The sequence below is a fragment of the Limnohabitans sp. Jir61 genome (assembly GCF_003063545.1).
In the GTDB taxonomy this organism is placed as follows: Bacteria; Pseudomonadota; Gammaproteobacteria; order Burkholderiales; family Burkholderiaceae_C; genus Limnohabitans.
On the sequence record NZ_NESD01000001.1, the window covers coordinates 1,046,677 to 1,060,418 of the forward strand.

Annotated in this window: 10 protein-coding genes; 9 read left to right on the forward strand and 1 reads right to left on the reverse strand. The window is 55.5% G+C overall.

The genetic code is table 11. The annotated features are described in order from the left end of the window. Positions 1–10: 10 nt before the first annotated feature. The 6 genes from B9Z35_RS05190 (at position 11) to B9Z35_RS05215 (ending at position 9,646) form a co-directional block, all read left to right on the forward strand. Complete coding sequence (locus B9Z35_RS05190; RefSeq protein WP_108282552.1) at positions 11–2,875, forward strand: 2-oxoglutarate dehydrogenase E1 component; 2,865 nt, start codon at positions 11–13, stop codon at positions 2,873–2,875. A gap of 37 nt (positions 2,876–2,912) precedes the next feature. Next, the gene (odhB, locus tag B9Z35_RS05195) at positions 2,913–4,166 is read left to right on the forward strand and encodes a 2-oxoglutarate dehydrogenase complex dihydrolipoyllysine-residue succinyltransferase (protein ID WP_108282553.1); all 1,254 of its coding nucleotides are present in this window, start codon (positions 2,913–2,915) and stop codon (positions 4,164–4,166) included. A gap of 111 nt (positions 4,167–4,277) precedes the next feature. Continuing rightward, positions 4,278–5,705, forward strand: a complete 1,428-nt coding sequence (lpdA, locus tag B9Z35_RS05200; protein WP_108282554.1) for a dihydrolipoyl dehydrogenase — start codon at positions 4,278–4,280, stop codon at positions 5,703–5,705. 79 nt (positions 5,706–5,784) lie between these two features. After that, positions 5,785–6,894, forward strand: a complete 1,110-nt coding sequence (gene zapE / locus B9Z35_RS05205) for a cell division protein ZapE (protein ID WP_108282555.1) — start codon at positions 5,785–5,787, stop codon at positions 6,892–6,894. Then, positions 6,891–7,457: a hypothetical protein gene (locus tag B9Z35_RS05210; RefSeq protein WP_108282556.1), complete on the forward strand. Its 567-nt coding sequence runs from the start codon at positions 6,891–6,893 to the stop codon at positions 7,455–7,457. The genes zapE and B9Z35_RS05210 overlap by 4 nt, the downstream gene beginning before the upstream one ends. Next, positions 7,454–9,646 (forward strand): ATP-dependent DNA helicase, encoded by a 2,193-nt coding sequence (locus B9Z35_RS05215; RefSeq protein WP_108282557.1) that lies wholly within the window; start codon positions 7,454–7,456, stop codon positions 9,644–9,646. Before B9Z35_RS05210 ends, B9Z35_RS05215 begins: the two co-directional genes overlap by 4 nt. On the opposite strand, the gene B9Z35_RS05220 is transcribed toward B9Z35_RS05215, so the two are convergent. Next, positions 9,615–10,424: an outer membrane protein assembly factor BamD gene (locus B9Z35_RS05220; RefSeq protein ID WP_108282832.1), complete on the reverse strand. Its 810-nt coding sequence runs from the start codon at positions 10,422–10,424 to the stop codon at positions 9,615–9,617. The genes B9Z35_RS05215 and B9Z35_RS05220 overlap by 32 nt on opposite strands. Before the next feature lie 32 nt (positions 10,425–10,456). Between B9Z35_RS05220 and B9Z35_RS05225 the strand changes: the two genes are divergently transcribed. From B9Z35_RS05225 to B9Z35_RS05235, 3 genes are all read left to right on the forward strand, one after another. Next, positions 10,457–11,488 carry an RluA family pseudouridine synthase gene (locus B9Z35_RS05225; RefSeq protein ID WP_108282833.1) on the forward strand — a complete coding sequence of 344 codons (1,032 nt, stop codon included), beginning with the start codon at positions 10,457–10,459 and terminating at the stop codon, positions 11,486–11,488. A 147-nt stretch (positions 11,489–11,635) separates the two neighbouring features. Next, complete coding sequence (scpB, locus tag B9Z35_RS05230) at positions 11,636–12,376, forward strand: SMC-Scp complex subunit ScpB (protein ID WP_108282558.1); 741 nt, start codon at positions 11,636–11,638, stop codon at positions 12,374–12,376. Continuing rightward, positions 12,366–13,673: a pseudouridine synthase gene (locus B9Z35_RS05235; protein ID WP_108282559.1), complete on the forward strand. Its 1,308-nt coding sequence runs from the start codon at positions 12,366–12,368 to the stop codon at positions 13,671–13,673. The genes scpB and B9Z35_RS05235 overlap by 11 nt, the downstream gene beginning before the upstream one ends. Positions 13,674–13,742 lie beyond the last annotated feature (69 nt).

Sequence of the window (13,742 nt, forward strand, 5' to 3'; positions counted from 1 at the left end):
GTCAGCGCAAATGAGTGAGACAACCGTCTATCAAGCCTATTCAGGCAATACCCATCTCTTCGGGGGCAACACCCCTTACGTCGAAGAGATGTACGAAAACTATTTAGCCAATCCTGGTAGCGTGCCCGACTCGTGGCGCGAGTACTTCGATGCGCTGTCGCATGTGCCCGCAGTCGATGGCTCGAACGCCAAAGACGTGCCTCACTTGCCCGTCATCAATGCCTTTGCTGAACGCGCCAAAGCTGGCGGTACCAAAGTCGTCATGGCCAGCGAAAACGCCGAAATGGGCCGCAAGCGCACTGCTGTGCAGCAGCTCATCGCCGCTTACCGCAACGTGGGCCAACGCTGGGCTGACCTCGATCCACTTAAGCGCACTGAACGTCCCAATATTCCTGACCTCGATCCCGCTTTCTACGGCTTCACCGATGCCGATCAAGAAACCGTGTTCGATACCAGCAACACATTCTTCGGCAAGAACACCATGTCCTTGCGCGAATTGCTCAACGCTTTGCGTGAAACCTACTGCGGCACTTTGGGCGCAGAGTTCATGTACACCTCCGAAATGGGTGAAAAGCGTTGGTGGCAAGAGAAGTTGGAAAGCATTCGCAGCAAACCCAACTTCAACTCAGACCAAAAGAAAACCATCCTCGAGAACTTGACCGCCGCTGAAGGTTTGGAGCGTTACCTCCACACCAAATACGTGGGCCAAAAGCGCTTCTCACTTGAAGGTGGCGAAAGCTTCATCGCCGCGATGGACGAACTGATCCAGCAAGCTGGTATCAAAGGCGTGCAAGAAGTGGTAATCGGTATGGCCCACCGTGGCCGTTTGAACGTGCTGGTCAACACCATGCGCAAACTGCCTTCAGATTTGTTTGCAGAATTTGATCACACAGCGCCCGAAGAGCTGCCAGCCGGTGACGTGAAATACCACCAAGGTTTCAGCTCTGACGTGTCCACCAAAGGCGGCCCTGTGCACTTGTCTTTGGCGTTCAATCCGTCACACTTGGAAATCGTCAACCCTGTCGTCGAAGGTTCCGTGCGCGCACGTATGGACCGCCGCGATGACCCAACAGGTAGCCAAGTCTTGCCCGTGTTGGTCCACGGTGACTCTGCTTTCGGCGGCCAAGGCGTGAACCAAGAAACTTTGTGTTTGGCCCAAACCCGTGGTTACACCACTGGCGGCACCGTGCACATCATCGTGAACAACCAAATCGGCTTCACCACCTCTGACCCACGCGACATGCGCTCAAGCGTGTTCTGTACCGACATCGTCAAGATGGTCGAGGCACCCGTGTTGCACGTCAATGGTGATGATCCAGAAGCTGTTGTGTTGGCCACCCAGTTGGCCCTCGAGTACCGCATGACCTTCCGCAAGGACGTGGTGTTGGACATCGTGTGTTTCCGTAAACTCGGCCACAACGAGCAAGACACACCAGCGCTGACTCAGCCGCTGATGTACAAAAAAATCGCCGCCCACCCTGGCACCCGCAAGCTGTTCGCCGACAAGTTGGCCACACAAGGCTTGGGCGACACATTGGGCGACGACATGGCCAAGGCTTACCGCGCCGCTTTGGATGCAGGCAAGCACGTCGGCGATGTGGTGTTGAGCAACTTCAAAACCAAGTTCACGGTGGACTGGTCACCCTTCATGGGCAAGAAGTGGACTGATGCTGCTGACACAGCCATTCCAATGGCTGAGTGGAAGCGTTTGGCTGAGAAGATCACCACCATCCCTGAATCTGTCACGCCTCACCAGTTGGTGAAAAAGGTGTACGACGACCGCGCAGCCATGGGCCGTGGTGACGTCAACGTCGACTGGGGCATGGGCGAGCACATGGCTTTCGCATCCTTGGTGGCCAGCGGCTACCCTGTGCGTTTGTCAGGTGAAGATTGCGGCCGTGGCACGTTCACACACCGCCACGCTGTGATTCACGATCAAAAGCGTGAAAAGTGGGACACAGGCACTTACGTTGCTCTGCAACACGTGACTGAAAACCAAGCCCCATTCACCGTGATCGACTCGATCTTGTCTGAAGAAGCTGTACTCGGCTTTGAATATGGCTATGCCTCTAACGATCCCAACACTTTGGTGATTTGGGAAGCCCAGTTCGGCGACTTCGCCAACGGTGCTCAAGTGGTGATCGACCAGTTCATCGCCTCTGGCGAAGTGAAGTGGGGCCGTGTGAACGGCTTGACCGTCATGTTGCCTCACGGCTACGAAGGCCAAGGCCCAGAGCACAGCTCTGCACGCCTCGAGCGCTTCATGCAATTGGCTGCTGACACCAACATGCAGATCGTGCAGCCCACCACGGCCAGCCAGATCTTCCACGTGTTGCGTCGTCAAATGGTGCGCGACTTGCGCAAACCTTTGATCATCTTCACACCCAAGTCCTTGCTGCGTAACAAAGACGCAACATCGCCTGTGTCTGAATTCACCAAGGGTTCGTTCCAAACCATCATTCCTGAAAACAAAGCGCTCAAGGCTGACAAAGTCAAACGCGTGTTGGTGTGTTCAGGCAAGGTGTACTACGACTTGGTCAAGAAGCGTGAAGAGTTGGGTGCTGACGACGTCGCTATCTTGCGCGCCGAACAGCTCTACCCATTCCCACACAAAGCTTTCGCGGCTGAACTCAAGAAGTACCCCAACGCCACTGAATTGGTGTGGACGCAAGACGAGCCACAAAACCAAGGCGCATGGTTCTTCGTGCAGCACTACATCCACGAAAACATGTTGCCCGGCCAAAAGCTCGGCTACTCTGGCCGCGCCGCTTCTGCGTCGCCTGCCGTGGGTTACTCACACTTGCACCAAGAGCAACAAAAGTCGCTCGTCGAAGGTGCCTTCGCCAAGCTCAAAGGCTTTGTGCTGACCAAATAAATCGTTGAAACGAACACTCAAATAAAGAGAGATAAACATGGCAATCATCGAAGTAAAAGTTCCACAGCTGTCTGAATCCGTGGCCGAAGCCACCATGCTGCAATGGAAAAAGAAAGTGGGAGAGTCAGTCGCTGCTGACGAAATCTTGATCGACATCGAGACCGACAAAGTTGTGCTCGAAGTGCCTGCACCTGCTGCTGGCGTGTTGTGCGAAATTGTGGTCGCCGATGGCGGCACCGTGGCTGCTGAGCAGCTCATCGCCCGCATCGACACCGATGGCAAAGTGGGCGCTGTCGCAGCCCCCGCCGCAGCTGCACCTGCCGCCGCACCAGCCGCTGCTGCTCCTGCAGCCGCCGCAGCAGCTTCTGCCAGCAAAGCTGGCGTAGCAATGCCAGCAGCTGCCAAGCTGATGGCAGACAACCACTTGGCCGCTGGCTCAGTGACTGGCACTGGCAAAGACGGCCGCGTCACCAAAGGTGATGTGTTGTCTGCTGTGGCCGGTGGCGTGCAGTCAACTGCTGCTGTGATTCCTACAGGCGCACCTACCAAAGTGTTGGCACAAGTGGCCGCACCTTCTGTGGCCTTGGGTGACCGTCCAGAGCAACGCGTGCCTATGACACGTCTGCGTGCTCGCGTGGCTGAGCGTTTGTTGCAATCCCAATCGACCAATGCCATCCTGACAACCTTCAACGAAATCAACATGGCTCCGGTCATGGATATGCGTAAGCGCATGCAAGACAAGTTCGAAAAAGAACACGGTTGCAAGTTGGGCTTCATGAGCTTCTTCGTCAAAGCGGCAGTGCACGCCTTGAAGAAATTCCCAGTGTTGAACGCTTCTGTGGACGGCAACGACATCGTCTACCACGGCTACTTCGACATCGGTATCGCTGTGGGTTCACCACGCGGTTTGGTGGTGCCAATTCTGCGCAACGCTGACCAAATGAGCTTTGCAGAAATCGAGAAGAAGATTGCTGAATTCGGCGTGAAAGCCCGTGACGGTAAGTTGGGCATCGAAGAGATGACTGGCGGTACCTTCTCTATCTCTAACGGCGGCACCTTCGGCTCCATGATGTCGACTCCGATCATCAACCCACCACAGTCAGCGATTCTTGGCGTGCACGCGACCAAAGACCGCGCTATGGTGGAAAACGGCCAAGTGGTGGTTCGCCCAATGAACTACTTCGCGATGTCTTACGACCACCGCATCATTGACGGCCGCGAAGCTGTCTTGGGCTTGGTGGCGATGAAAGAAGCGCTGGAAGATCCAGCTCGCTTGTTGTTTGATATCTGATCACCCCCGTTTACGGCGCACTGCGTGTCGCCGAATCCCCCCTAAAGGGGGCCAACCCTGCGGCCTGGCAAAGCCAGTTCCGTGGGTTGCTAAATAAATTAAAGGATTCATATGTCTAAACAATTCGACGTCGTCGTCATTGGTGGTGGCCCAGGCGGCTACATCGCAGCGATTCGTGCTGCACAACTCGGTTTCCAAGTCGCTTGTATCGACGAGTGGAAAAACGCAGCCGGTGGCCCAGCCCCTGGCGGCACCTGTACCAACGTGGGTTGCATTCCATCTAAAGCTTTGCTGCAGTCCAGCGAACACTTTGAGCATGCCAACCATCACTTCGCAGAGCACGGCATCACTGCCAAGGACGTGAAGATGGACGTGGCCAAGATGATTGCCCGCAAGGACAACGTTGTGAAGCAAAACAACGACGGCATCTTGTACCTGTTCAAGAAAAACAAGGTCACGTTCTTTCACGGTCGCGGCAGCTTTGCTGGCAAGGCTGAGGGCGGCTACACCATCAACGTGGCTGGCAAAACCGAAGAGGCCATCACGGCCAAGCAAGTCATCATCGCCACAGGCTCGAACGCCCGTGCGTTGCCAGGCACACCGTTTGACGAAGTCAACGTGTTGTCCAACGACGGCGCTTTGCGTGTGGGCGCAGTGCCTAAGAAGCTTGCCTTGATCGGTTCAGGCGTGATCGGTTTGGAGATGGGCTCTGTATGGCGTCGTCTCGGCGCTGACGTGACCATCCTCGAAGGTCTACCTACATTCCTAGGCGCTGTGGACGAACAAATCGCCAAAGAAGCCAAGAAAGCATTCGACAAGCAAGGCTTGAAGATCGAACTCGGCGTGAAAGTCGGCGAGATCGTCAACGGCAAGAAAGGCGTCACCGTCAACTACACCAACGCCAAAGGCGAAGCCATCGTGTTGGACGCTGACAAGCTCATCGTCTCTATCGGTCGCGTGCCTAACACCATCGGTTTGAACGCCGAAGCCATTGGCTTGGCAGTAGACGAGCGCGGTGCGATTGTTGTGGACGGTGATTGTAAAACCAACGTTCCTGGCGTTTGGGCGGTGGGCGACGTGGTGCGTGGCCCCATGCTCGCGCACAAAGCCGAAGAAGAAGGCGTTGCCGTGGCCGAGCGCATCGCTGGCCAACACGGTCATGTCAACTTCAACACCATCCCTTGGGTCATCTACACCAGCCCCGAAATCGCATGGGTGGGCCGCACAGAGCAGCAACTCAAGGCCGACGGCGTGGCGTACAAGGCTGGCACATTTCCGTTCCTCGCGAACGGCCGTGCACGCGCTTTGGGCGACACCACGGGTATGGTCAAATTTTTGGCTGATGCCACGACCGACGAAATCTTGGGCGTGCACATGGTGGGCCCACAGGTGTCAGAGTTGATCTCTGAAGCTGTGGTGGCGATGGAATTCAAGGCTTCTGCTGAAGACATCGCACGCATTTGTCATGCTCACCCATCGTTGAGCGAAGCCACCAAAGAAGCAGCTTTGGCTGTGGACAAACGCACGTTGAACTTCTAATCAAATTCAACCGCTTTGCGTCTAAAAAGCCCGCTGGCAACAGCGGGCTTTTTTCATGGGCAAGGCACAATAGAGCCCTATGTCAGCCAATCAACCTGTTCACCAAAACTACCTCAAAGAACTCGAAATTCGAGGCTTTCAAAGCGACCCTGCGCAGCTCCGAGCGATTGATGCGCTGGAGCGTTGCGCCAGCGAGTGGGCCGCTTACAAAGAGAAGCGATCCAACGCGTTGAAGAAGATGGTCAACCGTCCCGCTATTCCGCGCGGCGTGTACATGTTTGGCGGGGTGGGGCGCGGCAAAAGCTTTTTGATGGATTGCTTTTTCGAAGCGGTGCCGATCAAGCGCAAGACACGTTTGCATTTTCATGAGTTCATGCGTGAGGTGCACCGCGAGCTGCGTGAGTTACAAGGCACGGTCAATCCACTGGATGTGTTGGGCAAACAAATGTCCAAGCGCTATAAGCTGATTTGCTTTGACGAATTTCATGTGGCAGATATCACCGACGCGATGATCTTGCATCGTTTGCTCGATGCCTTGTTTGACAACGGTGTGGGCTTTGTGACCACCTCTAACTTCAAGCCGGATGATTTGTACCCAGGCGGCATGCACCGCGACCGCATCATGCCTGCCATTGCTTTGTTGAACAAAGAGCTTGAAGTGATTAATGTGGACAACGGTACCGATTACCGACGTCGCACGCTGGAGCAGGTCGAGTTGTATTTGCGTCCCTTGGGTGAGAAGGCTGACGCGGCGATGACCGATGCCTTCAATCGTTTGGCCGAATGCCAAGACGAAGACCCGGTGTTGCACATTGAGGCACGCCAAATCAAAGCCCGTCGTCGCGCTGGCGGTGTGGTGTGGTTTGACTTCAAAGACTTGTGCGGTGGCCCCCGTTCCCAAAACGACTACTTAGAAATTGCCAGCCAATTTCATACGGTGCTGCTCAGCGATGTGCCGCTAATGCCAGTGAACAAAGCGGCCGAGGCTCGCCGCTTCACATGGCTGGTGGATGTGCTCTACGACCGACGCGTCAAGCTCATGTTGTCAGCCGCAGTGCCACCTGAAGAGTTGTACACCGAAGGCCCGATGTCGCATGAGTTTCCACGCACGGTGTCGCGTTTGAACGAGATGCAATCGGCCGAGTTTTTGGCTCTAGAGCGTCGCACAGTGGATACGGGTTTGACATGAAAAAATACCTGATTGCTTTGACTTTGATGTTGTGTACCGTCGCGTGGTGCGAAGAAATCGCAGCGGGTGCTCACGCTGATTTCCCTAGCGAGATTGAACGCAGTGCTGAGCGAACGAGATTAACAATCGCACGTCAACAGCTTGAAGATCAGTACAAAAAAGAGATCAAACAGTGTTATCAAAATTTTGATGTCACGAGCTGTCGCACCCAGGCTCGGGATCGTCGCATCGAATTAAACACGGCTTTGCGTCAGCAAGAACTTAGGTTTAATGCGCAAGAACGTTTGATTCATGCCGAGGAAACTCGACGCAGCATTGCTGAGCGCAACAGTGAGGCAACTATGAAGGAAGCTGAAGCGCAACGTGCCGCATCGATTTCCGCATCGAAAGATCGCGCTGATGCGAATGCTCAAAAACAAATAGATCATGCGCTTCAAGGGACCAAACGTGGAGAGTATGAGCAAAGACAACGAGAGGCATCGCAGCACAAAGTTGACTTAGAGAAAAAACTGCGGGAACGTAACAAAGAGCCTGCAGCTCCACTGCCTGTTCCCGGCAAATGACACATCCCTTGCGTGATTTGGTAGCGGAAGCCTTTGCACCTTTGGGCGTATTGGCTCGCGCCACCGATCACTTTAGTCCCCGTCAGGGCCAAACCGACATGGCGCTGGCTGTTGCCGATGTGGTGGCGCATGGCGGCAGTTTGGTCGTGGAGGCGGGTACCGGTGTGGGTAAGACCTTTGCCTATCTGGTGCCCGCATTGCTCAGCGGTGAGCGTGTGTTGCTGTCCACGGCCACCAAGGCTTTGCAAGACCAATTGTTTGCACGTGACTTGCCTCGCTTGGTGCAGGCACTGAACTTGCCAATTCGCTTGGCCTTGCTCAAAGGGCGCTCAAGCTACTTATGCACGCACCGAATGGAGATGGCGCGACGTGACACGCAAATTCCTGACCGTCATACCGTGCATTTGTTGTCGCGTGTGGAAACTTGGTCGCTCAGTACACGTACGGGCGATTTGGCGGAGCTGCCGGGTTTGGATGAACGGTCGCCTCTGATCCCGCTCATCACATCGAACCGAGAAAACTGTCTGGGCTCGCAATGTCCTAAGTTCAAAACCTGTCACGTCAATGCTGCCCGTCGTGATGCGCTAGGCGCAGATGTGGTGGTCATCAACCACCATTTGTTTTTTGCCGATATGGCTGTGCGCGAAACGGGGATGGCCGAGTTACTGCCCAGCGTGCGTGTGGTGATTTTTGATGAGGCGCATCAGCTCAATGAAGTGGGTGTGAATTTCTTAGGGCATCAACTCGGCACAGCGCAGTTGCTAGATGTGACACGCGACATGCTGGCTACAGGCTTGCAACTGGCACGTGGTTTGGCTGATTGGCAAGGTGTGTGTGCTGGCCTTGAGCGAGCCGCGCGCGAGTTGCGTTTGATGGGCGGCAAGCGCCACAGTGCCGTGAAATTGCGTTGGACAGAACGAGCGCCAGATGAGATGCATGCGGGTGCTTGGGAGCAGTCACTGCAAGATGTTGGTTCTGCCTGTGTGCACGCGCTTCAAGCCCTAGACACAGTCAGCGAAATTGCTCCCGACTTCATGCGTTTGCATGACCGTGTGGCAGAAGTAGCCAAACGCGTGGATGCTTTCTTGAACCCTTGCGCACCAGATGCGGTGCGTTGGGTCGATATCAGCGCCTCGCAAATGCGTTTGATGGAAGCGCCTTTAGACATTGCCGAAACCGTGCGCGAGCGTTTGATGAAGCAGTCTTCTGTAATGGCCGCAGATGAAGCTGATCAAGAACCACCGCCTTGGCTAGATGAGCCATTGTTTGACCAAACTGCTGCCGCATATGACGAAGCTGGCGATATGGCCTTTGATGCACAGGATCACGACGCAGAAGCGTCAGCCTTCGACAGTGCCTATCCTATGCGCCCCGTTGAAGACACGCGTCCACGTGCTTGGGTGTTTACCTCGGCAACGTTGGGTGATGACCCGCGCTTGCGCTGGTTCACTGAACCTTGCGGTTTAGAGTCTGCCACTGTCTTGCGTGTGAGTAGCCCGTTTGATTACCCCGCACAAGCCTCGTTGTATGTGCCCCGCGACATCGTGCGCCCCAATGACCCCGCACACAGCGCTCAAGTGGCGAGCCTTGCCTGTGCTGCTGTGCGCCGCCTCGGTGGTCGCACCTTGGTGCTCACCACGACGTTACGCGCTTTGCGTGCGATTGGCGATATGATGAAGCAACAGCTCGAAGGCTCTGGCATTGAAGTGTTGGTTCAAGGCGAATGGCCCAAGCGTCATTTGATGGAGCGTTTCCGTGATGGCGCCAAAGTGGGTGAGAGCGGTTGCGTGTTGGTGGCCTCGGCCACGTTTTGGGAAGGCTTTGATGTGCCGGGTGACGCGCTGCAGTTGGTCATTATCGACAAACTGCCTTTTCCTCCACCCAATGATCCACTGGTTGAGGCCCGTAGCAAACGATTAGAGTCACAAGGTCGTAGCCCGTTCAACGATTACTTTGTGCCTGAAGCTGTGGTGGCTTTGAAGCAAGGGGCGGGACGTTTGATTCGCACAGAATCAGACCAAGGCGTATTGGTGTTGTGTGATAACCGTTTGGTCACCACTGGCTATGGTCGTCGTTTGATTGCAGCTTTACCACCTATGCATCAGCTACAAACTTCCGATGCTTTGGTTCAGTCGTTAGATGCGCTGAATCAAAGCTTTATTTCCAAAGCTGCCACCACGACTTTTTAGTGGCTGCACGCTCTGGGTATAGAAAGGGTGTGTCTGGATACGATTTTTCTAATACACGCTTGGTATCGTCACGCAGTTGAATCAATCCCAACTTGTCGTACGACTGATACATGACAAACAAAGCCTCTTCTACGGCCGGCACATCACGGTATTCCTGCACGGTTGTTTGCGCGCGGTTGATAGCAGCTACGTAAGCGCCTCGTTGGTAGTAAAACTTTGCCACATGCACATCAGATCGAGCGAGCGAGTTTTTGATGAACGCCATGCGCAGGCGCGCATCTTCTGAATACTTGGAGCTGGGGAAGCGAATCACTAACTCGCGAAAGGCTTCAAAAGATTCTTTGGCTTGCTTGGGATCGCGCTCCGCCAAATCCTGTTCAGCAACCGACGACATCAAGCCCAAGTTATCGTTGAAGTTGACCAGACCTTTGAGGTACAGCGCATAGTCCAGCGCTGGACTAGCGGGGTGCAACTTGATGAATCGGTCTAGAGTGGCGACAGCTTGTACGGGTTCGTTGGTTTTGTATTGCGCCCAAGCCTTGTCGAGTTGCGCTTGCTGTGCCAAGGCGGTGCCTGCCGCACGGCCTTCCAGTTTCTCATACATGCCGATGGCTTTGTCGTAACCACCTGCTGCCATCTCTTCTTTGGCTTCGCTGTAAAGCTTGTCGTTGCTCCAATCTTTGGTCGGATCGTAGTTGCTGTCCGCGCATCCTGTGAAAAGAATAGCAGTGGTCAGGCCAATGGCCGTCCACACAGTCGATAATTTGAGTCGTAACACCACAGGTCAACCTCTTGAAGCAAAGTAAATCCATTCTATCGGCTCAGCCACCATCCCCTACGCCCGTTCTGGAGGATGTTTTGCTTGATGAGCATGTCGACCTCATCGACGGGCCTGAAGTGGAAACGCGCGAACTATCTATTCCCACTGATTTGCATGGCGAGCGCCTAGACCGTGCTTTGGCCGTGTTGCTGCCTGAGTTCTCGCGTAGCTTCTCTCAACAGTTGCTCAGCGAAGGCTGCGTGAGCTGCGTGTTGCCCACCTCCCGCGTGATGACCAAGGCCTCTGCCAAAGTGCGCATGGGTGAGCGTTACCAGCTCATTTTGAAGCCCACGCCGCAAAGTCAAGCCTTTAAGCCAGAAGACATCCCGCTGGATGTGATTTACGAAGACGAAGACTTGCGCGTGCTGTTCAAGCCCGCAGGCTTGGTGGTGCATCCTGCGCCCGGTAACTGGAGCGGCACCTTGCTCAATGGTTTACTGGCCTTGGACCCACAAGCGGTGATGCTGCCACGTGCAGGCATCGTGCACCGTCTAGATAAAGACACGAGTGGCTTGATGATCGTGGCGCGCACGCGTCGCGCCATGGACGCCTTGGTTGCCATGATTGCCGAGCGTGAAGTGCATCGCGAATATCTGGCCGTGGCCTACCGTAAATGGAGCGGCACACCTGTGCGCGACATCGTGGCCGCCATTGGTCGCGATTACCGCAACCGCTTGCGCATGGCCGTGGTTGATTTGGAGCGCTTGCCAGGCAAAGAAGCTCACACCACCTTTGAGTGTTTGAGCAGTCAAGAAGAGGCTTGTTTGGTGCAATGTACTTTGCACACAGGGCGCACACATCAAATCCGTGTGCACATGGCGCACTTTGGACATCCTTTGGTGGGCGACTCGCTCTATGCCGGTCCCATGACCTTGGGCATCGACCGCCAAGCTTTGCATGCGTTTCGCTTGAGCTTTGACCATCCCATCACAGGTGAGCCGCTGAAATTTGAAGCGCCGTTGCCGGACGATATGGTCAATTTGCTGGCTGGTTTGGGCCTCAAGCGCCCCGAATCTGCCTAAAAGCAGCCTCCGTTACAATATGGGCTCACGCTTGTGAAAGCGGTGAGCCCTTTGGCTCTGACTCGTGTGATGCCCCGCATCACCCTTACCGCCTCGAGATGAATTTTCGTAGGCCTTTTCCTCGACCCTTGACCCGGAACTCTCACGATGAACACCGTGGATGCCAAGCGCGTACTAGAGACCGCCCTGATTTGTTCTCACCAGCCCATTCAGATTCGCGATTTGCGCGTGCTGTTTGCTGACGCCTTGGGAGCAGACACCATTCGTACTTTGCTGGAAGAAATGCAGCTTGATTGGGCGCAGCGCGGCGTAGAGCTGGTGCAAGTGGCCACCGGTTGGCGCTTTCAAAGCCGCCCAGAAATGCGCGAGTTTTTGGACCTGTTGAATCCTGAGAAACCGCCTAAATACTCTCGTGCTGTGATGGAAACACTCGCCATCATTGCCTATCGCCAGCCCGTGACCCGTGGTGACATGGAAGACATCCGTGGCGTGACCGTGAACTCACTCGTTATCAAACAACTCGAAGACCGTGGTTGGGTGGAAGTCATTGGTCACCGCGAAACCGTGGGCCGTCCATCTTTGTACGCCACCACTCGACAGTTTTTGGACGACTTAGGCTTGGCTTCACTCGACCAACTGCCCGTGTTTGACAGCGCCCAAGCGCAAGCCAACGCGTTTGCTCGTTTGGGCGAAGACGATCCATCGCTGCAGATGAACATGGCCCTTGAGCCTGCTGATCCGACCGAAGTCGCAACGCCAGCCGAAGGCGACGCGGTGGCTGAATTGGCTGTACAAGCCTCCACTGCACTCAGCGAAGAAGCCCCCATTTTTGAACTTTCCTCACCCAGAGACCCCGCCCCAACCGGCGACGATACGCATGAACACTAAACACCACGACCTGGGTGGCAAGCCAACCGAATCACACGACGAATTTTTGGATGACGACGACACGGCGTTTGACTTTGACGATGTCGTCTCTGGTGAGTTTGATGCCGAGCTGATCCGCGCTGAAGCTGCGCCTGAAAAGCGCGTGCTCTTGCCTCAGCCCGAATCTCCAAAATTGCACAAAGTTTTGGCCCAATCGGGCTTGGGCTCACGCATCGAGATGGAGCGCTTGATTGCCGAAGGCCATGTGGCTGTGAATAACGAAGTGGCCCACACAGGCCAACGCGTGCAATTTGGTGACCAAATCAAGGTCAACGGCCGTCAGCTCAAGGTGCGCATTGCGCCACCGCCACCGCGCGTGATCGCGTATCACAAGCCTGCGGGCGAAGTGGTGACCACTGACGATCCACAAAACCGCCCCACGGTGTTCCGCCGTTTGCCGCGCCTGTACCAAGGCAAATGGCAGTCTGTGGGCCGATTGGACTTGAACACCGAAGGCTTGTTGTTGTTCACTAGCTCAGGCGAATTGGCCAACCAGCTGATGCACCCACGCTTTGGTTTGCAACGCGAATACGCGGTGCGCTCCCTAGGCAAACTAAGTAAAGACCAAAAAGAACAACTCATCACCGGCATTCAGCTTGACGATGGTCCAGCCCAATTTGGCTCGATCGAAGAGGGCGGCGGCGAAGGCTCTAACTGCTGGTATCGCGTGACCATTTCTGAAGGCCGCAACCGCGAAGTGCGTCGCATGTTTGAAGCGGTCGGCCACGCCGTGAGTCGCTTGATTCGTATCCGTTACGGCGCTATGGTGTTGCCGCGCGGTTTGAAGCGCGGCGCTTTTGTGGAGCTGGGCGAGCGCGATATTCGTGCTCTGATGGAAGCCGCAGGTGCTGAAGCACCGATGCAAAGCGGTCCTTCACGCCATGACCGCAGCGAGCGCGCCAACAGCCGCCGCCGTGGCAACAGCGTGGGCCCACGTCCCTCTATGCCGCGTGCGGCAGAAGAACGTAGCGGGCCAGAGCGATTGGTGCGCACCGAGCGTCGCCGTGGTGGCAAAGCCCCCGAGCGTGCGCCTCAACCCGATCCAATGCAAACCTCCGTGGGCTACATCGGTGCTGACAGTTACGCCGAGGAGCGTCAACGCAAAAAAGACGGTCAAAAAGCCTTCAAAGCTGGTTTGGTCGGTGGTCCACGCCCCTCTAGCAGTGCACCGCGCCGAGGCGGCTCTGCAGGTGGCGGTTTTGGCGGCGGACGCTCAGGTGGCGGTAATCGCGGCCAAGGTGGCCGAGGCGGCCGATAAATCACAGCGAAGATGCACCAAAAAGGCTTGTTCGTTCAAGGGAAATCCCTTGAAACGGTTAAAATAGCA